The following is a 19,839-nucleotide window of genomic DNA, read 5'->3' on the forward strand; positions in this document are numbered from 1 at the left end:
CCTACGGCTACCCAGATGTCATCCGAATGGTTGATACGAGGGCCAGGGCGCACTCCGTAACATTCGAGGGATGAGCAGTGGAGCCACGGCGAATGCTGACGCCGACCTCGGTCTACGCGGTCCGTTGGCGTATGCGATCCACGCGTCGTTCTTCGTGCTGCTGTCCACGTCGGGAGTCCGGTACGTCGCGGTCCACGGCACCAGCGGCCGGTTCGGGGTGGTACTCGTCCTGGCCGTGGTCCTCGCACTGCTCTACGCCGTCATGGCTACGGTGTCCTCGCGAGTTGTGGGTCGCCAACGGCTCTGGATGTGGCCGGTACTGAGCACATGGGCAGCGTTGGTCTGGCTTGCACCGAGTTTCGCGTGGTGCGCGTTCCCTGTTCTCTTCCTCTGCATTCGTCTGTACCCCAGCAAAATCGCCTACCCCCTCGTCGGGATCCTTGGCGTTCTCGCCGGCATCGCGTTCTACCGGGTCACCGGCCGTGCCGAATTGGTGACCCTGCTCGGGCCTCTGTGCACCGCTGCACTGGTCGCGGCAGCGTACGGACAGATGGAACGCGATGCCCGAGAACGTCTTCGGCTTCTGCGCCAGGTAGCGGAAGCGCAGTCGGCATTGGCAGATACCGAACGGGCTGCCGGGGTTGCCGCTGAACGAGAGCGCCTCGCTCGCGAGATCCACGACACCGTTACTCAGGGACTGGCAAGCGCCCTGCTTCGGCTCGAGGCAGCCGAACAAACTTGGAATACAACAGGTTCGCCGTCTCGAACCGATGTCGATGCCGCGACAGAGAACATCCGCACGAGCCTGACGCAGAGCCGCGATCTCGTCCATGACCTCGCACCTGCCAAAGATGGCCCCGCTGACTTCAGCGCCCTGGTCGTGGCCGCCGCCCGTCAGTTCACCCCTGATGTTCGGGTTCGCACTGTGGGCGAACCGGTCGCCGTGCCGCCGGACGTGGCTCACGCCATCGTGCGAGTGGTCTCGAGCGCGTCGTCCAACATCGCCCGCCACGCTCGCGCCGACACAGCGGGCGTGACGATCACGTATCTCGACAACTCCATCTCCGTAGACATCTTCGACGACGGCGTCGGCTTCGATCCGGGAAAACTCGCCGACCATTCTCGGTACGGTGGATACGGCCTACGCGCGATGCGAAGTCGCGTCGCGCAGCTCGGGGGATCGTTCACCGTGGAAAGCGTACCGGGAGACGGCACCGTAATCGCGGCCCAGTTCCAGCTCGAACGGAGGATCCAGTGACCACCATTCGCGTCTTCCTCGTCGATGATCACCTGGTGGTGCGCGCCGGGCTGAGAGCGCTGCTCGACACTCAGCCGGACGTCGAAGTAGTCGGCGAAGCATCGTCCGGCGAAGAAGCGGCCACGGCGATACCGTCGGCCTCGCCGGATCTGGTGATGATGGATCTGGACATGGGCACCGGCATGCACGGTGCTGAAGCGATCAAACGCCTGCGAAGCGACGGTGTCGACGTACCCGTACTGGTTTTCACGACGTATGACACCGACGCCGACGTCGTGCGGGCTGTGGACGCCGGTGCCATCGGGTACCTACTCAAGGACTCGACGCCCGACGAGATCTTCGGCGCGGTGCGCGGCGCGGTAGCCGGGCGAAGCGTTCTCTCCCCTACCGTGGCCTCTCGTCTTGTCCAGCAGATGCAGCGCCCGCAGGAAACCCTCACCGCGCGTGAGTCCGAACTGCTCAGTCTGCTCGCTGAGGGGATGACCAACCGTGAGCTGGGCAAGGCACTTTTCATCAGCGAGGCGACTGTGAAAACCCACCTCGGGCATATCTACGCCAAGCTCGGCGTAGATACCCGCTCTGCCGCAGTGTCCGTCGCACTACGTCGTGACGGAATACGCTGACCCGCCCGCGCACGTGCAGGCTCTACTTGATCGAAGATCCGTGCTGCGTCAACGGCATGACCTCGATGCTCATGTACGGGAACAAGGGGAGATTCCAGAGAATCTCGTGCAGTTCGTCAGCCGACTCGACGTCGAAAATGCTGATGTTGCTGAACTGACCCACAATTCGCCACAAATGAACCCACTTGCCCTGTCGCTGAAGGTCTTGTGAGTACGCCTTCTCCGTCGCGACGGTATCGGCGCGAACTTCCGGATCCAGGTCGCGCGGAATATCGACGTCCATCCGAACGTGAAAGAGTGCCATGTTCCTTTTCCTCTAGTTCCTGGTCCAGGTCTTGACGGCGTCCATGTTCAGTTCGACTCCCAAGCCAGGCCCGGCGGGGAGGTGCAACTGACCCTCGGAATACTTCAGGGGTTTCTGGAGCAGTTCCTCACTGAAGAGTAGCGGGCCGAAAAGTTCTGTTCCGAAGTTGATTCCGGGCTCAGCGCACGCGAAGTGCAACGAAGCCGCTGTGCCGATCGGACCTTCGATGGACGTCGCACCGTGGCACGCGATACCCGCGGCCTTGGCAATCGCGACGATGTCGCGACTGCGCTGGAGGCCACCGCACTTGGTGGTCTTGAGGGCGATGACATCGGCGGCGCTCCGGCGAGCGATTTCCAGGGCGTCGTGTGGGGTCTGCACACTCTCGTCGGCCATGATCGGAATCGGCAGTAGCCTGCTGAGTTCGGCGAGGACCTCGATTTGGTCTGCCGGAGTGGGTTGTTCGATCAGTTCGACTCCGCCGTCTGCGAGTTGTGGCAGGTACCGCAGTGCCGTGAAGCGATCCCACCGCGCGTTGACGTCGACACGGACTCCGGCGTGGCCGTCCAGCGCCTGCGCGATGTTGACGATGCGCGCGACGTCGACTGCTGGATCGAGTGCTCCCATTTTGAGTTTGAAGCTGAAATTGAGCCTGGACTCGAGCTTTTCGTGAGCTTCCTCGATGATCTCGTCCGCCGGCGCAGCACCAAGTGCCCACGTGACGTCGACACTCTCGCGGAAAGCCCCGCCGAGGAGCGTGTGCACGGGGACTCCCAGGCTACGAGCCCAGGCGTCGTGCAACGCCACGTCGACGGCGGCCTTCGCGAATCGTGCATTGGCAACAACTTTTTCGATGTCGGCCATGATCGCGGTGATCTGATCCACGCGCCTGTCGACCACCACCGGCGCGATGTACTTCTCGATGATGACCTGCATCGTCTCCACTGATTCGCCGCCCCACCACGGCCCGCCCGGAACGACACCTTCGCCGTATCCGATCACCCCGTCGGAGGTGCGAATCGCGACCAGCAACAACGGCTGCGCCGTCATCGACGTGGTGGCGAACTTGTGGGGGCGAACCAGCGGAACGTCGAGGATGGTCGTCTCGATGGAGACGATCGACAGGTCTGTCATCAAATCACTTTCTTCAGAGCAGTTGTGGATCAGGCCGGATCGAGCACGAAGTCGTATGTGACCCGGTTGATTCCTTCGACACCCGGCTTCGGATCGAGAATCAGTTCGGGCTTCGTCGCCGTTGCCACGTCGTTCTCGATCCACTCTCCATCCTTGAAATAGAGCTGGGTGGTGATGGTGCGCTTACCGGGAGCCTTCACCATGAGGTGCAGGTGAGCCGGACGCCACGGGTGCCAGCCGGCCTTCTCGATGAACCAGCCGGTGGGGCCGTCGGTCGGGATCTGGTACGGCGCAGGCTGAATCGTGGTGATCGAGAAGCGCCCCTCGTCGTCGGCGACGATCGTTCCGCGGAGGTTGCCGTCGGGGATGTGCGGCGCGAAATGGGAGTAGTAGCCTTCGTCGTCCGCGTGCCAGAGTTCGACGGTTGCACCGCCCAACCCCTTGCCGTCGAGATCGCGAACCTGGCCCTCGAAGACCAGCTTCGATCCAACCTCGTTGTCACGCATCGGAAGTTCACACTTGGCAGGCAACGTCTTGGCATCGGCAACGTAGTACGGGCCCTCGATGCTTCCCTTGGTGCCGTGCTGGCCGCGGTACGCAACCTCCTCGACGTTGTGCTCGAGGAAGACGTCCAGCCACAGGGGCCACTCGCCGAACTGGCCGATGTCGATGAGCCACTGCTTGAGGACGCGGTACTCGGGGTAGGTGATGCCGTGCTTGTCGATGACGCCGGCGAGTGCCTCGAGCACGTCCTTGGCGATGGCCGAGACGCGCTCGGGCAGGGTGTCGGCGCTGACTCGTTCCTGGAGGAACTTGTCGGTGGCGGCAGTGCCCGAACCTACTGCGGTGGGGCTCTCGGAAGTGGTCATGTGGTCCTCCTCGGGGCCGTATGTGGCTGTTACCGGGTGGGTGCCGTACTGCTGGGCTGAGTCGGCTTCCCAAGTCTGGTTGTACGCATTGGTTGTACGCTCTGCGTACATCTGTTACGCTCTGCGTACGCTTGTACTGTGCGCCCAGTCACAAGGTTTGTCAACCTCCGAAGGCGTCAATCGGTCATACCCGCAGATGAAAGGCCATTCCGTGAGCGAGAACGATCGCGATTACATCCAGAGCATCGAGCGCGGATTTGCTGTGCTGACGGCGTTCGACGAGAAGAACCCCAACCCGTCGCTCGCCGATCTTGCCGCCGAAACGGGTCTCTCCCGCCCAGCGGTCCGGCGCATCCTCCTCACGCTGCAGAAGCTCGGATACGTCACCGGCAACAACAGTCGGTGGTCGCTCACCCCGCGCGTTCTGAGCATCGGGCAGCACTTCTCGGCATCACATGCCTTGACGGAGGCGGCGCTCCCTCGTCTGCTGGAGATCGCAGAACACACCCACGAGTCGGCGTCGCTCGGGGTGCTCGACGGCGTCGACGTGGTCTACGCCGCGCGTGTACCCGTCCGCCGGATCATGAGCATCAACGTCAGCGTCGGCACCAGAGTGCCTGCATATGCCACCTCCATGGGTCGGGCCCTGCTAGCTTGGGCGCCAACCGAAATCGTCGCAAACGTCATCGCGAACTCCACGTTCGACGCCCTCACGCCCACCACGATCACCGACGAAGGCGCATTCCATACCGCCCTTCGGGTGGTGCGCGAGCAGGGATACGCGCTCACGTCCGAGGAACTGGAAGACGGCCTGATTTCCCTCGCTGCTCCCGTCCGCGACGCCGGCGGAAGCGTCGTCGGAGTGACAGCGTGTTCGACCTCGGCCGGACGAACATCCCCGGAAGCCTTCCGCGCCGACGTCGCACCGTTCCTCGTCGAGAAGGCGAATCAACTCAGCGCGGACATGGGGTACCGAGGCTAGCGCCTCAACACCTCGGAAGGAAGCAATCCGTACTTACGCCGAAAGGACGACGCGAACCGTCCGGTGTGCGTAAAACCCCATCTCACAGCGACATCGGTGACCGTCGTCGAGTCGTCGGCATCCACCAGATCTGCATGGACCCGCTCGAGACGGATGTCGAGCAGGCATTCCGACGGACTCCGGCCCACGTACTGCCGAAATCCTTCCTGCAATCTCCGTACGCTGACGCCCGCAACCTCGGCCATCTCCGCTGCGGTCCACACGCGGGCCGGGTCGTCGTGCATCTCGTCGAGCACCCGTTTGACGATGCGCGGCCTGGCGTTACACACCGCGTCCTCACTTTCGGGCATTGCAGCAAGGACGAATGCCGTGACCACGGCGCCGGAGAGCTGACCTGCCACCAGTTCGTTGTGCAGCACGCCGACCGGGCCGAGTATCTGATCCGACAGTGAGCGAACAAATTTCAGCCATCTGGCCCCGTCGTCTCCCCGAAGATCCACCTGATCAGGCAAGTGCATTCCGGGTCGACCGAGAACCTTTTCCACCTCACGGTCGAGGTACTGACGGTCCATCCGGACTCCGACGATCTCGCAGTCCGCACTCCACCGCGTGATTCTTGTGGTGATGTCAGGCGGACATACCGTCGCGACGCCCTGCGTCGAGAGCACGTGCGAGCCCGCGAACACCGACTCGAGCTCGCCCGAGAGCGGGATGTTCACCCCATAGGCACCGGGATGATCGGATTCGACGGCGACGTCTGCTCCCCACCGAATATGAGCGATCCGCAGCGGTCCCAACTCGGTGGTGCACACCCCCACTCCACTGGCCGCATGCCGCGACAACGGCGTCAGCGTGTGCGGAAAATAGGCGTCCGAAACCGCATGACACGCCTCGTCCCAATCGCGGGGAGCTGTACTGATCATGGAGTCGACCATCGTCCTTCTTCACCTTCCAAACCCGTGACCAGCCACATTGCCGAGCATGGGCGCTGAACATCATTGAACACTGTGTCCCCGGTCACTTCCAAGAGGAAACGGGTACCGGCCGCGATCGGGTGCGCAATCCGGATAGACACCGCGCTGTACGGATCGACCGAAGCCTGCGCCCGCCGTACGTTCGTCTTCACTCCCGGCGCTAGTCGCCCACTACTTCCCTCCCACACTTCGCGGCACTCTCACTCAACCGCCATCCGACAAGGAGGTCCGGTCATGGAACAAAATCAGCTTCGAGGAATCTTCGGTCAATTCGCGAGCGGCGTCACCGTCATCACCTGTACCAATGGCGACGGTCAGCCACATGGGGCCACGGTCACGGCATTCACGGCAATCTCTCTGGAACCACGTCTGTGCCAGATCACGATGACTCGCAAGTCCAAGGCGTGCGGCTATCTCGGCAACGCGCCGTTTGCCGTCAACATACTTGCCTCCGACCAAGTGGACACGGCCATGCATTTTGCCGGCCGACCGCAGCGCACCGAACCGAGGTGGATCGACGGACCGACCGCTCCCCTGCTCGACGGCGCCGCAGCAACCATCTCGTGCGTCCCGTGGAAGGAGTACGACGGCGGTGACCACATCATCTTCATCGGCGAGATCGTCGACGCGCAGTCGAGTGGCAAGGATCCGCTTCTGTTCTACCGAAGCACTTTTCACGATCTAGGCGCTACCTCGTCGACCACAGTCTGGAGCGGAAGTCAGGACGACCCACACAGCGGCTGGTTCGACGCCACCACTTCGTTCACCCCGATACATCTTCAGCCCGCACCCCAAACGATCTGAAAGGCGTTACCATGACGACCACCGAAATCCCTCCCACCGGCACCGACCCCGCAGATTCCGGAGCGCCACAGGTCAATCCGGCCGCCGACTGCGAAGCCAACCGCACGAAGAACTTCGCCACCCGACCGATGACCGGTGACGAGTACATCTCGAGCCTGCAGGACGGTCGCGAGATCTGGCTTCACGGTGATCGCGTCAAGGACGTCACAACGCACCCCGCGTTCCGGAATCCGATCCGCATGACCGCAAGGCTGTACGACGCTCTGCATACGGGCGAGCACGTGGACGCCTTGACCGTTCCGACGGACACGGGCAACGGCGGTGTCACCATGCCGTTCTTCCGCACTCCGACGTCGTCGGCTGACCTGCTCAAGGAACGCGACGCCATCGCGACGTGGGCGCGTATGACCTACGGCTGGATGGGCCGCTCCCCCGACTACAAGGCAAGTTTCCTGGGAACTCTCCACGCCAACAAGGAGTTGTACGCACCGTTCCAGGACAACGCCGAGCGCTGGTACCGCGAATCGCAGGAGAAGGTTCTGTACTGGAACCACGCGATCATCAATCCCCCGGTGGATCGCCAACTTCCACCGGACGAGGTCGGCGACGTCTTCATGAAGGTGGAGAAGGAAACCGACGCAGGTTTGATCGTCAGCGGCGCCAAGGTGGTCGCCACCGGATCGGCGATCACCAACTACAACTTCATCGCTCATTACGGTCTGCCGATCAAGAAGAAGCAGTTCGCCTTGATCTGCACGGTACCGATGGACGCTCCGGGTGTGAAGCTGATCTGCCGCACCTCGTACACCGAACATGCTGCGGTGATGGGCAGTCCGTTCGACTACCCGCTCTCGAGCCGCATGGATGAGAACGACACTATCTTCGTCTTCGACAAGGTTCTGGTGCCGTGGGAGAACGTCTTCATGTACGGCGACGTCGACCGGATCAACGCGTTCTTCCCTCAGTCGGGATTCTTGCCCCGCTTCACCTTTCAGGGCTGCACTCGACTGGCCGTCAAGCTCGACTTCATCGCCGGACTGTTGATGAAGGCACTCGAAGCCACCGGCGCCGGCGGCTTCCGCGGAGTCCAGACCCGCGTCGGTGAAGTGATCGGCTGGCGAAACCTCTTCTGGTCGTTGACCGAATCGATGGCGCGCGACCCGGAACAGTGGGTCGGCGATTCTGTGATCCCGAAGCTCGAGTACGGCCTCACCTATCGGATGTTCATGATCCAGGGATACCCCCGGATCAAGGAAATCATCGAGCAGGACGTGGCATCAGGCCTGATCTACCTGCCTTCGAGTTCACTCGATTTCAAAAGCCCGGACGTGCGTCCATACCTCGACAAGTACGTTCGCGGTTCCGACGGTATCACCGCCGTCGATCGGGTGAAAGTCATGAAAGCACTGTGGGATTCGATCGGAACCGAGTTCGGCGGTCGCCACGAACTCTACGAGCGCAACTACTCCGGCAACCACGAGAACGTCAAGGCGGAGCTGCTGTTCGCGGCCCAGAATCGTGGGCACGCCAGTTCCATGAAGGGACTGGCCGAGCAGTGCCTGAGTGAATACGACCTCGACGGCTGGACGGTTCCGGACCTCATCGGCAACGACGACGTCTCGTTCTTCAAGAACCGGTAGCTCACACGGTACGGATACTGCACCCTTGGTCAGGACTAGGCAATTGCCTAGTCCTGACCTGAGACACACGATCTCAAGGTGAATTCAGCTGGAGGACACCCATGACGGATATGTTTCTCGATTCGAAACCCAGAAACTACTGTGCGAGTTGAGTAGCGAGTGGCAAGCGACGTGCAGGCGAGGGTTCAGCGGGCAGTCGGGAGCTCGACGGCGCCGTTTTCGAGGAGAACGTGTGCGTCGATCATCTGACCGCCCCGTTCGACGTAACCCATCAGGTTCGCTCCGGACCCCCAGCCGAGCAGTCGCTGCACCTCTTCCGAAAGATCAAGCAGTTTTTCACGCGGGATTGACAGGTATTGGTTCTCTTCCTGACGTAAGCAGGCGAGGTCGAACGCCATCGTCAAGCCGGTCCGTGGCACCTCTGACGAGTTGTTACCGCCGCCGTGGTACGTAGAACCGGTCCAGATGAGGGCCGCACCGGCCCGCATCACGGTCGGCGCCGCTTCGGCCTGTTTCGGACCTCGTTGGTCGTCCCACCGATGGCTTCCGGGTATGACGAGGGTGCCACCGTTTTCTGCTGTGAAATCGCTGACCGCCACCATGATCTGCAGTCGGCCCTCGCGTCCGTAGTCGGGGTGGCGCCACAGAAAGCTCGTGTCGTCACGATGGAGACGCTGGGCACCTTGCCCTGGGTGGATTTCGATTGCCTGGGTGACACCGATCTGGATATCGGGCGTGATTTCGATCTGGTCGTCTCCGACCCAGACGGACAGGGGCACCTGAAGGATTTTCTTGGCGGCCCCGTAGTAGAGCGGATGGAGCGCGATTTGGGGCATGAGATCGATCCGGCCGAAGAGCCCTCCTGCTCTTCGTGTTTGGGTTCCGGCGAAGAATTCGTCTTCTCCGTAGCCGGTGCTTTCGAGGACGGGTCCGAGTTGGGCTCGCAGCTCATCGAGCTGTGGGGTGTCGAGAAAATCTTCGACGATGACTCCGCCGTCGCGGTGGATCACGTAGACGATCTCGTCGACTGTTGTCGTCGAGGGCAGGGCGGTGAGGTGGTTGGCCATGGTTGTCATTGGTGTCTCCTTAGATTGCGGATCGAGGATTGGCGGAGAGTGTTTCAATTTGGGCGAAGATGCCCTTGTCTCCGTGCCCGGCGGCGCATGCACGTTGTAAGTTGTCGAGATTCGCCGTCATCAGAGCGGCACGTTGGCCTGCTCGCTGCATCGATTGTTGCCAGGCTTCTACTGCGGCTGCGTATACGTTCAAGGTTGCCTGATCGGTCTCGTACTCTCCGGATTCGAACGCTTTGAGTGCTTCATGAAGGAGTTCGAGAAGTTTGTCGGTCCACAGGTGCAAACTGTGGCGCATCTCTGCGATCGCGACGTCCTCGGACCGCACGTACGCTGCTGCTTCGTGAAAGGCACCGAGTGCGACATTGAAGAATGCGCCTGCCATGGCCGCGTCGATCACGTTGGCGGCACCGGGACGGGCTCCGACATATCGTGATTGGGCGGCGATGGGTGTCAGAAGGCTCTGGACGTCCTCCCACACGTCCTCGTCTCCGGAATAGTTGATCCCTGAGCTTTCGGTTCCGATGTCCTCCGGGTATGCAGCTATGGCTCCGTCGAGGTACCGAGCGCCTCGCCCTGCGATCCACTCGGCGAACTGGTTCGCTTCCTCCGGCGTACCCGTTGCGGTGTTGACGATGATTCTTCCGGTAATCGAATCTGCCTCTGTAACGACATCTTTGGCGATCTCGTAGTTCAGGAGACTGATGACGATCAGCGGACTGGCCGCAATCGCAGATTGGGGAGATTCGGCGACTGTAGCTCCAGCCGCAGCGAGGGGTAACGCTCTGTCGGCGGTTCGATTCCACACCGTCACCTTTGTCCCGTTGCGTATGAGCGCCTGGGCGAGAGCCGTTCCCATCAAGCCGGTGCCGAGTATTGATACGTCCATGTTGTTCATCCTTTGCCTGTCGTCAGTGCGTGGAAGTCGGACTTGCGGAACAGCCTGGTGCGCAACCAGTATTCGATTGTGCTGGCCGGCCACAGGGTGTCGATTCGACCGTCAGAGGATTGATACCAGCTGTCGCAGCCACCCGATGCCCATACAGTTCGGCGCATGCGTTCTTGGGTGGCGGCGTAGCTGCGAATCTGGACGGTGCGATCGAGTTCGAGGGCAGAAATCCTTTTTCGGCGCATGTGCTGCACTGCCGACGCGATGTATCTGGCTTGTGCTTCGATCATGAAGATGATCGAGTTGTGACCGAGACCGGTATTCGGGCCGTTGAGGAACCACAGGTTCGGGAACGCGGCGGATGCAAGCCCGAGCTTTGTTGCGGCGCCCTCGCGCCAACTGTCGGAGAGTTCGACTCCTTCGCGGCCGAATACTTTCATCGGTGCCAGGAAGCTGGTTGCCTGGAATCCAGTCGCGAAGATCAGAGTGTCGACCTCGTGTTCCGCTCCCTCTGAGTCAATGATCGAATGCGGGCGGATCTCGGCAATCCCCGAGGTGTTCAAGTGCACATTTTCCCGTTGCAGTGCGGGGTACCAGTCGTCGGATATCAGGCGACGTTTACAGCCAGGATCGTATTTTGGGGTGACCTTGTGCCTCAAGTCCGAATCCGGCACTTGCTGTTGAAGATTGGTGAGCGCCTGGGTTCGGTACTGTTCGACGAGTTTGCGGTTTCCGAGGAATGCGCTGGCGAGCTTTTCGAATGCCCAGTAGGTCCGCCATCGCAGCCACCGTTGACGGTAAGGACGCCGCGAGAATCTTTCGCGGGTGGCGGGCGACAGGGCGGCATCACCACGTGGCATGACCCAGTTGGGTGATCGCTGAAATACATGCAGGGTCTCTGTGTGCGGGGCGATTTCGGGGACGAACTGGATCGCACTGGCGCCGGAACCTATCACTGCGACACGCCTTCCCGTCATGTCGAGGTCATGTCGCCACTTGGCAGAGTGGAACGCGGCACCCTCGAATGACTCCAGTCCGGGTAGCTGCGGGATGTACGGATTACTCAAGCCCCCTGAGCCGTTGACGACAACGGCCGCCGTCACTGATTCGCCGGAAGCGAACTGGATGTTCCACCGGAGCCGGTCCTCGTCGAATCGCATTTCGGAGACCTCGACACCGAAGCGGATGTGCGGCAGCAGATCATACTGCGCAGCAACAGATCTGAGATAGTCGAGCAGTTCCGACCATGGCGGGAAGATACGGGTCCAGTTCGGGTTCTGAGCGAAGGAGTAGGAATACAACACGCTGGGCACATCGCAGGCTGCCCCTGGGTATGTGTTGTCGCGCCAGGTTCCGCCGACATCGTCGGCGCGTTCGTACAGGACGAAGTCGTCGATACCCTTCTTCTTCAGTTCGATCGCCATGCACAGCCCGGAAAACCCGGTTCCGATGATCGCGATGTGGCCGTCGTTGACCCGTGATGACATGTGCTGTGCCTTTGTTCAGAGATGGATCCACGTCGACTTCGTCGACGTGAATTTGTCGAGTGCATGGATGCTCTTGTCCACACTGTGGCCTGAGAGTTTGCGACCGCCGAAGGGGACGGAGAGATCCCCTTCCTCATAGCAGTTCACCCAGACAAGGCCTGCGTCGATTTCGCGCGCGAGCCGGTGGGCTCGTGTGAGATTCGACGTCCACACCCCCGCTCCGAGACCGAACGGTGTGGCGTTAGCCAACGTGACGGCGTCAGCGTCGTCAGTGAAACGGGTGACTGCGAGGATCGGTCCGAAAACTTCTTCGAGGAACAGGCAGTGCTCGGCCTGAACATCGGTGAACACGATCGGATCCAGGTACGCCCCCGAACCTGCTCGTTCCTGCAGTGAACCGTGGGCGAGCGTTGCGCCTTCTGTGTGAGCAGTTCTCGCGTGTTCGAGGACGTCCGCGCGATGCGCCCGACTCGCGACGGGCCCGATGTGTGTATCGGGATCGAAAGGGTCACCGACAGTGCATCGCTTGATTTCCGAAATTACCTCGGCGACGAATTGATCCGCGATCGATTCCTCGACCAACAAGCGAGCACCTGCAGTGCACATCTGTCCGGCGTTGAAGGTAATTGCCCATGCCACGGTGCGCGCTGCAACGGCGAGGTCCGGGGCATCGGCGAATACCAACTGTGGGCTCTTGCCGCCGAGTTCGAGATGTACGGGTTTCGCATTCGATTCACCCGCGTAGATCAGCAACTGTTTGCCGACATCCGGTGATCCGGTGAAGGTGAGACAGTCGACGCCGTTGTGGCGAGCAAGGGCAGCTCCGGCCTGTCCACCGCTACCTGTGACAACTTGCAGCACGCCGTCGGGAAGTCCTGCAGCCGAACCCAGCTGAGCCAAGCGGAGCAAGGACAACGGTGACTGTGTAGCGGGCTTGATCACCATGCTGTTGCCTGCAAGCAACGCAGGGGCGATCTTCCAACTACTGAGCGTGAGTGGGAAGTTCCATGGGGTGATCGCCGCGACCACCCCCACCGGCTCACGGCTCACCAACGCGACCGCATCGATCAGGCCGCGTGGCGACTCGTCGTAGAGTTTGTCAGCCAGTTCTCCATACCAGCGGAAGGTGTTCTCGACGGCTCGCAGCTCGATATCACGTGCCACCTGGATCGGCTTACCCATCTCGAGTGTGATGAGCGCAGCGAGTTCGTCACGGTGCTCGTGGACGAGCTCTGCCCACCGCTGCAGTACCGCACCACGCTCGCGCGCACTGATTCTCGCCCACCGGCCATCGAGAAACGCCGCGCGGGCACCCTCGACGGCTCTGTCGACGTCGGCGTGAATGGCCAGCGGGACACTAGTTACGACAGTGTCGTTATGCGGGGATACAACATGGTGACGATCACTCCCGTCGCCGTTGAACCACTGACCGTTCAGCCACATAGCCGATGGCGCTTCGATCGACGTCGCGAATTGTGTCCATTCCTCGCGGGTGTTCATGTGCGTTCCGTTTCCGAGTAGAGGGTCGGCATTTTTTCCGTTTCCGGGAGGAGCGGCTTGCCGGCATGAATCGGTGGGACGCGGCCTGCCCATGGGACGGCTTCCTCGAGTTGCGCGGCCACGGCAAGCAACAGATCGTCACGGCCGGGAGCTGCGGCGAGCTGCACTCCGATCGGCAGTCCGTCACACATTCCTGTGGGGATGGAGATAGCCGGTTGGCCGGTGACGTTGTAGATGGCAGTAAAGGGCGAGTACTTCGCCAAGGTGTCCACCCACTCGCCGGCGGTGATACCCCGTCGGTTGGAGTCGAGCTCGCCGACGTGCCAGGCGGTCGTCGGCGTGGTGGGCGTGAGAGTGAGGTCGAAGAATTCGAAGAAGCTCGCCGTGCCACGGGTCAGGTGATTCTGGTAGCGGCGGGCGCGGGCGATGTCTGCCCATTCCACGGCGAATCCGTGACGAACCATGGCGGCAGTCGAACTCTCCAGCGAGGAGTACATGTCCTCGCTGGCGCCTGCTCCGGTCAGTGCGCGCATGGACTCTGCGATCGACGCCGACCAGAAAGTGAGATTGAGATCCCGAAACAGTTCGGGGTCAACATCTGGTGCCGCATTCTCGACGTGGTCGCCGAACTGTTCGAGCAAGCGCGCGATACGCATCACCTCGGCTGTCACGGCGGGGTCCGCAGCGTGACGACTGCCAGGTGATTCGGTCGACACAGCGATCCGGAGGCCTTTCGGTCGCCGGCCGACTGCTCGGCTGTAGTGGCCGGGGCTTCGACGCGGCTGAAAGTACCGGTCCCCCGGTGCGCTGCCGTGCACTACGTCCATCAACGCGGCGGCGTCGCGGACTGTCCGGGTGACCGCGAACTCAGTCGTGAGGCCGAAGAGCGGTTCATCCGAATCCGGGCCGGGTGGAACGAGCCCGCGGGTCGGTTTAAGTCCCACCAACCCGCACAGCGCGGCAGGGATTCGTATTGATCCGCCGGCGTCGTTGGCGTGTGCCCACGGCAAGGCCCCGGCGGCAACGAGCGCCGCGGAGCCACCGCTGGATCCACCGGCGACTCGCTGCGGGTTCCAGGGGTTGCGGGTAGGACCATTCACTGCCGATTCCGTGGTTGCGCTGAATCCGAATTCTGGTGTGGCAGTGCGACAGGTAACGGATAGTCCGGCAGCGCGCCACCTACCCATCAGATCGGAGTCACGTGTGGCGATATAGCCTGCGGTTGCTGCACTACCGTTCTCGTTCGGCATCCCCGCCGCAGTGCACAGAAGATCCTTGAGCGCGAACGGAACCCCACTGAAAGGGCCGGACGTGGAATACGTCGGTGGTGGGTCGAGGGGAGGACCGACGGTGGCACCGAGGTGCGTGTCGACGTGGGAGATTGCAGCTAGTGCGGCTTCGCGCACTTCAGCAGGGGTGACTTCTTTCCGATCGAGTCGACATTTCAGGTCCGTGGCGTCCATGTCCGAGTATTCATGCAACTCCATCGAGCACTTCCTTTCGTGCGAGAGCGACCTGGACCAACCATGCGAAGACAGGGTCCTTCCGGCGCCATTCCGGATGCCATTGGACGCCGACGATCGGTCTCCCGCGCATCTCCACCGCTTCGATGACACCGTCCGGAGCCCACCCGCTGGCAGTGAGGTCAGGGCCGAGTCGGTCCACTGCTTGGTGGTGCAAGGAGTTGACCTCTACGTGTGCGCCGTATATCTCGAACACCGTCGAATCGGTGGCGGTCCGTACGGGGTGGGTCTCCTCGGCTATGCCCAGTCCTGGTGACTTGTGGTTGATGTCTATGGTCGGAAGATCAGGCACGAGCGTGCCTCCCAATGTCACATTCAGCATCTGCATCCCGCGACAGACACCGAGCAGTGGAGTACCGAGTTCTACTGCACCCGATATTAATTCGATCTCATACGCATCTCGACGCGGGTCACTGTCCGGATCGGTGGGCGCGGCGTCGATACCCAGTGTTTCAGGGTGGACATCCTGCCCACCAGAGATGACTATTCCATCGAGCCGTTCAATCAGGTCGATTCCACCTGCCTCATAAGGAATTTGGACGACGAGGGCGCCTTCGTACGACAGCCGGGTAGGAAAATCGGAGTAGTGCATGTCGAACTCGAGATGGCGGTACCGAGGTTCGACGGCCAGGCGTTCCGCGCTCGAGCGCCGACCGGTCACTCCGATCAATGGGCGACGCGCACGCTCAGGCGAATTCGACGACGACACGATTCACCCCTCCTTCACGAAGCGCTGCGATTCCTGTGTTGATCTCGTCGAAGGGGACTCGCAACGAGATCATCTCGTCGAGTTCGAGTCGGCCCTGGACGTACAGCTCGGCCAATCGCGGAATATCGGTCGGGAATTGGTTCGACCCGAGGAGGGAGCCTTGCAATCGCTTCTCCTGGAAAAACAATTCCGACGCTGTGATCCGCAGCGGCTCGTCATCAGGAACCATGCCGAGGACCGTGGCCACTCCGCCGGGAGCGAGCATCGAGAATGCCTGCTCGACAGTGACTCTGCGGCCGATCGCCTCGAATGAGTAGTCCACCCCACCTGGACACAACGCGCGTACGGCGTCGACGGGTTCGATCTCAGCCGCGTTCACTGACGCAGTCGCCCCGACTCGAAGAGCCTGATCGATACTTCGCTGGTCCACATCGATCGCGATGATCCGGGCCGCGCCGGCTAGCCGGGCGCCCTGAACTACCGAAAGCCCCACGCCTCCACAACCGATGACGGCAACCGACGACCCTGGTTCGATGCGAGCACTGTGCCAGACCGCCCCGACGCCGGTGATGGTGGCGCACCCGAGCAAACTCGCGCGATCGAGAGGTACCGAATCGTCGACGCGGACGACGCTGTTCTCGTGCACGAGCATCTGTTCGGCGAATCCACCGATGCCACCCATTCGTCCCACTGCGCGCCCGGCCTTGGTCGTCAACGCCGGCTGGGGCCGCGAGCGGAGGCGGGAATGATTGGAGCAGAGGGTGAGTCGACCTGCAATGCAGTATCGGCATCGGCCACAGAAAGCTGTCATGCACGTCACGACGTGGTCGCCAGGCGCTACAGCCGTGACGTCTGACCCAACCGATTCGACGATGCCCGATGCCTCGTGACCGAGCACCTCCGGAAGTTCTGTTCGCCAGAGCGCGTCCACGTAGTGCAGATCGGTATGACACAGCCCGACGGCTGCTGTACGTATGCGGACTTCTCGGGGTCCGGCCACGTCGATGTCGAGCTCTTCGAACTCGAGCCGACCAGGGGCAGCGTTCAGTATTGCTGCTTTCATCTTCAGACCTGTCCTCGGTGTCAGACGTGCTCGAAGTAGCGTTCGAGCTCCCAATCGGAGACTCCTGCGGCCGGGTCTCCCCCAGTGGTGAAGAACTGCAACCATTCCCACCGGCGCGTGCCGATCCAGTACTCCACCAACTCTCGCCCCAAAACCTCCGTCAGGTTTACATCGCCGCTCAATTCCGTGATCGCTCGAGAAAGGCTGGCTGGCAACTTCGGGGTTCCCGGCGGCAATCCCCAGGCCATGACGGTGCATTCGGGGCCAGGATCGCTGTGATCGCGCAGACCGATCAGTCCGCCGGCAAGGAACGATGCCATCGACAGATAGATATTCACGTCCGCCGACGGGACGCGATACTCGACACGAGAGAGCTTCTCGGTCGTGCAGACGGCTCGAACGGCCGCGCTCTTGTTGTCAACGCCCCACGTGACGGTGGTGGGAGGTCCGTCGAATTCCGCGATTCTGCGGTATGAGTTCACGGTCGGATACTGGAAAGAACTGGCCGCCGCCATTGTGCCGAGGACGCCGCCGATGAAGTTCCGCATCGTCTCCGACGGGCGTGAGGGCTCAACTTCATCGAAGAAGGCATTCCGTCCGTCCCGTTGAAGGGAAAGGTTGATGTGAGCGCCCTGCCCGAACTGGTCCGGCGACCACCGAGCCATGAAGGTGATGGTGCGACCGTGCTCGTAAGCGACTTCCCGCATGATCTGCTTCGTTCGTACGTACCAGTCCGCTGCGGTGAGAATGTCGGTCGGTGGGAGATTTACTTCGATCTGGCCGTGCGCGGACTCGTCTGCCCAACCTTCCCAAGGGATTCCAGCCCGCTCGATGCGGTCAGCCATTGCGTCCATGAGCGTCGTGTAGTCCCGTGATCTGCTCAACAGGTAGATCGCGCCCTGGGTACCGCCGAGTGGATGCAGGTTCGTGAAACGCTGTTCGCGGGCCTGCTCGATCGACTCTTCGAACACCGTGGCCTCGATCTCCACGGCCGCCTTACCTGTGAATCCAAGCTCGGCAAGCTCTTTGACCACACGTGCGAGCGTGGATCGCGAACAAACCGGAAGCGGTGCCCCGTGTTGATCGACCAGATCACACATCACCGTGGCGAGACCTGGTAGTGATGCGTCGGTTGACAGAGTCGTAAGGTCGGGACGAAGGAAGACGTCGTGCATCTCACCGCGCCAGTCACCGAAGTCGAACCCGAGCTGAGCGGTGTTCCCGAGATCGACTGCCAGGGCGATATCGGCGAATCCCCAGCCCGATTGCGCTCCGGACTCAAACTTTTTGGGTGACAGATGTTTTCCGACCAAGGCACCATCCAACGTCACGGTTTGTGCGCGAATCGTGCGAACGGAATTGTTGCCGATCCATTCACCGAGGTTCGTCGTGTCAGACATGGAGGACCGCCTTCATTGATGCTCCCGCGACGACCGACAATTGTCGGTTCGTGCCTTTGATGTAGAACTTCCCTGCGCGCAGGGAGTAGACGAACAACTCGAAACCCGCTAGCAGTCGACGTAGATCTATCTCGAGGCCGTGAATTTCATACGCATCCGTTGTCGGCCCCACGTGCACGGCTGCGCCCGTGTCGAGAGCAGCCAATGACAATCCGGGCATTCCCGGCAGGCCCGAAGCTTTCTCCCAGAATTCACACGCTGCGATGTCCAGCGTCGGTGGCTCTGGTTCGATAAGAGGGGTCAACGCGGCAACATTCGCAGTGCCCGCCAGGGGCTCGTCCTCGGATATCGCCAGTTCGTCGACGCTGATGCCGACAACAGGAACTGTCGAACCCTCGGGACTACTGACGTGCACGCCGGTTGCTGTTCGAGTCAATCGTGCGCGTTGCGGATCACTGGTCGAGTGCAGGTCTACCTCGGCGGGCATTGCCTCGAGAGCTTTCCTGCCCGAGTCGGAATCGAGAGCAACGCGCAGGCGCGTCACGACAGCTCGTACCAACGGGGGAGGGTCGAACTCCATCGTGACGGCGACGTCGGGTGCACACCGGGTGTGGGATTCATCGGGTCGCGATGGATCTGCATCCACCCGCTCTCGGATGTCGGTCATGGGGTGGTCCCTCCAGTTTCGGGGCATGGGGCAAGCGATTCGGTTGCGCGTCAGTGAGGCGCGGTTTTGTGCGATGTCGCAGCTCTCGCCCTGGTGTGATCTGCCAAGCGCTATAGTCGAGCAATGAAGTCAGTCACATGACTAACTCATGTGACTGAGATTATGGCGGATCGGAGCTAGCGTCAATAAGCAAACTGCAGGAGACCCCGAAGTGCGGCAACGCCGCACCCGGAACGCACCGGGCAGATCAAGGATCGACCAGGGTGTCACGCACGCTGAGTGACATCGATACGCTCGACCCCTGGAGTCCCACGACAACGAGAAGGTGAACGGTAAAGCGAATGGCGTACCTGACAGCATCCGAGCGGCGGACTGCGATCGTCGAGGCCGCCGCCCGAGTCATCATTCGCGACGGACTGGCCGCGGCGACCACCCGCCGCATCGCCGACGAAGCCGGAGTCAACCTCGCCGCGTTGCACTACAGTTTCGACGGCAAAGGAGAGATCTACACCGCCGTGGACGACATGTTTCGTGCCACCACAGTGGGATCACGCCTGGTATCGACGACTGGCCGGACACGACAAGAGATCATCCGTTCATTGCTCGAACGCTTCCAAGATCTTCTCCACACCGATCGGGACGTCCCGATCGCCCAATACGAGCTGCTGCTGTGGGCGCTGCGCAATCCGGACAAGGCCGAACTCGCCGGAGCCAGCTACACGACGTACATATCCGCCTTCGCCGATGAGCTTCGGCACGCAACCGACATCGACGGCAGCGACGCCACACTGCTCGCCCGCTACACGATCGGCGCGATCGACGGAATCTACATGCAAAATCTCGCAACTGGCACGACCGGCGTGAGCGCACCTGAACTCGACGCCATCTCGTCCGCGATCGTCGGCATCATCGATTCGATCCACCCGCCCCACTAGAGCTT

At 61.6% G+C, this 19,839-nt stretch carries 19 protein-coding genes; 6 read left to right on the forward strand and 13 right to left on the reverse strand.

All coding sequences use genetic code 11. From position 1 onward, the window contains the following. Positions 1-70: 70 nt before the first annotated feature. Positions 71-1,258, forward strand: coding sequence for a sensor histidine kinase (locus R4P65_RS07070; protein ID WP_317825959.1), 1,188 nt, complete (start codon positions 71-73; stop codon positions 1,256-1,258). Beyond that, positions 1,255-1,881 carry a response regulator transcription factor gene (locus R4P65_RS07075; protein ID WP_317825961.1) on the forward strand — a complete coding sequence of 209 codons (627 nt, stop codon included), beginning with the start codon at positions 1,255-1,257 and terminating at the stop codon, positions 1,879-1,881. Before R4P65_RS07070 ends, R4P65_RS07075 begins: the two co-directional genes overlap by 4 nt. A gap of 22 nt (positions 1,882-1,903) precedes the next feature. On the opposite strand, the gene catC is transcribed toward R4P65_RS07075, so the two are convergent. Genes catC through catA form a run of 3 tightly spaced genes read right to left on the reverse strand, consistent with a single transcriptional unit; the run spans position 1,904 to position 4,188 of the window. After that, complete coding sequence (gene catC / locus R4P65_RS07080) at positions 1,904-2,185, reverse strand: muconolactone Delta-isomerase (RefSeq protein WP_138870757.1); 282 nt, start codon at positions 2,183-2,185, stop codon at positions 1,904-1,906. Between the two features lie 12 nt (positions 2,186-2,197). Continuing rightward, on the reverse strand, positions 2,198-3,319 hold the full coding sequence (locus R4P65_RS07085; protein WP_317825962.1) for a muconate/chloromuconate family cycloisomerase: 1,122 nt from the start codon (positions 3,317-3,319) through the stop codon (positions 2,198-2,200). 29 nt (positions 3,320-3,348) lie between these two features. Next, positions 3,349-4,188, reverse strand: a complete 840-nt coding sequence (gene catA / locus R4P65_RS07090) for a catechol 1,2-dioxygenase (RefSeq protein WP_317825963.1) — start codon at positions 4,186-4,188, stop codon at positions 3,349-3,351. Between the two features lie 211 nt (positions 4,189-4,399). On the opposite strand from catA, the gene R4P65_RS07095 reads away from it, so the two are divergent. Next, positions 4,400-5,170: an IclR family transcriptional regulator gene (locus R4P65_RS07095; protein ID WP_317825964.1), complete on the forward strand. Its 771-nt coding sequence runs from the start codon at positions 4,400-4,402 to the stop codon at positions 5,168-5,170. On the opposite strand, the gene R4P65_RS07100 is transcribed toward R4P65_RS07095, so the two are convergent. Next, positions 5,167-6,105, reverse strand: a complete 939-nt coding sequence (locus R4P65_RS07100; RefSeq protein WP_317825965.1) for an AraC family transcriptional regulator — start codon at positions 6,103-6,105, stop codon at positions 5,167-5,169. The genes R4P65_RS07095 and R4P65_RS07100 overlap by 4 nt on opposite strands. Positions 6,106-6,378: 273 nt before the next feature. On the opposite strand from R4P65_RS07100, the gene R4P65_RS07105 reads away from it, so the two are divergent. After that, positions 6,379-6,948, forward strand: a complete 570-nt coding sequence (locus R4P65_RS07105) for a flavin reductase family protein (protein WP_230817500.1) — start codon at positions 6,379-6,381, stop codon at positions 6,946-6,948. An 11-nt stretch (positions 6,949-6,959) separates the two neighbouring features. Continuing rightward, a complete protein-coding gene (locus tag R4P65_RS07110) occupies positions 6,960-8,588 on the forward strand; it encodes a 4-hydroxyphenylacetate 3-hydroxylase family protein (protein ID WP_317825966.1) in 1,629 nt (542 codons plus the stop codon). Between the two features lie 185 nt (positions 8,589-8,773). Here R4P65_RS07110 and R4P65_RS07115 read toward each other — a convergent pair whose 3' ends face one another. The 9 genes from R4P65_RS07115 to R4P65_RS07155 are packed head-to-tail and all read right to left on the reverse strand — an operon-like array spanning position 8,774 to position 18,899. After that, complete coding sequence (locus R4P65_RS07115; RefSeq protein ID WP_317825967.1) at positions 8,774-9,664, reverse strand: phytanoyl-CoA dioxygenase family protein; 891 nt, start codon at positions 9,662-9,664, stop codon at positions 8,774-8,776. Between the two features lie 10 nt (positions 9,665-9,674). Beyond that, positions 9,675-10,550: an NAD(P)-dependent oxidoreductase gene (locus R4P65_RS07120; RefSeq protein ID WP_317825968.1), complete on the reverse strand. Its 876-nt coding sequence runs from the start codon at positions 10,548-10,550 to the stop codon at positions 9,675-9,677. Between the two features lie 5 nt (positions 10,551-10,555). After that, on the reverse strand, positions 10,556-12,037 hold the full coding sequence (locus R4P65_RS07125; protein WP_317825969.1) for an NAD(P)/FAD-dependent oxidoreductase: 1,482 nt from the start codon (positions 12,035-12,037) through the stop codon (positions 10,556-10,558). 15 nt (positions 12,038-12,052) lie between these two features. Beyond that, positions 12,053-13,537 carry an aldehyde dehydrogenase family protein gene (locus R4P65_RS07130; RefSeq protein ID WP_317825970.1) on the reverse strand — a complete coding sequence of 495 codons (1,485 nt, stop codon included), beginning with the start codon at positions 13,535-13,537 and terminating at the stop codon, positions 12,053-12,055. Then, on the reverse strand, positions 13,534-15,024 hold the full coding sequence (locus R4P65_RS07135; protein ID WP_317825971.1) for an amidase: 1,491 nt from the start codon (positions 15,022-15,024) through the stop codon (positions 13,534-13,536). The genes R4P65_RS07130 and R4P65_RS07135 overlap by 4 nt, the downstream gene beginning before the upstream one ends. Beyond that, complete coding sequence (locus R4P65_RS07140; protein ID WP_317825972.1) at positions 15,011-15,769, reverse strand: gamma-glutamyl-gamma-aminobutyrate hydrolase family protein; 759 nt, start codon at positions 15,767-15,769, stop codon at positions 15,011-15,013. Before R4P65_RS07140 ends, R4P65_RS07135 begins: the two co-directional genes overlap by 14 nt. Next, on the reverse strand, positions 15,747-16,832 hold the full coding sequence (locus R4P65_RS07145; protein ID WP_317825973.1) for a Zn-dependent alcohol dehydrogenase: 1,086 nt from the start codon (positions 16,830-16,832) through the stop codon (positions 15,747-15,749). The genes R4P65_RS07140 and R4P65_RS07145 overlap by 23 nt, the downstream gene beginning before the upstream one ends. A gap of 20 nt (positions 16,833-16,852) precedes the next feature. Then, entirely contained in the window at positions 16,853-18,232 is a 1,380-nt protein-coding gene (locus R4P65_RS07150; RefSeq protein WP_230817492.1) for a glutamine synthetase family protein, read from the reverse strand. Then, positions 18,225-18,899 carry a hypothetical protein gene (locus R4P65_RS07155; protein ID WP_317825974.1) on the reverse strand — a complete coding sequence of 225 codons (675 nt, stop codon included), beginning with the start codon at positions 18,897-18,899 and terminating at the stop codon, positions 18,225-18,227. Before R4P65_RS07155 ends, R4P65_RS07150 begins: the two co-directional genes overlap by 8 nt. A gap of 341 nt (positions 18,900-19,240) precedes the next feature. Between R4P65_RS07155 and R4P65_RS07160 the strand changes: the two genes are divergently transcribed. Continuing rightward, positions 19,241-19,834 (forward strand): TetR/AcrR family transcriptional regulator, encoded by a 594-nt coding sequence (locus tag R4P65_RS07160; RefSeq protein WP_230817490.1) that lies wholly within the window; start codon positions 19,241-19,243, stop codon positions 19,832-19,834. The last annotated feature ends 5 nt before the right edge of the window (positions 19,835-19,839 follow it).

This window comes from Rhodococcus sp. IEGM 1318 (assembly GCF_033142465.1).
Lineage (GTDB): Bacteria > Actinomycetota > Actinomycetes > Mycobacteriales > Mycobacteriaceae > Rhodococcus_F > Rhodococcus_F qingshengii_B.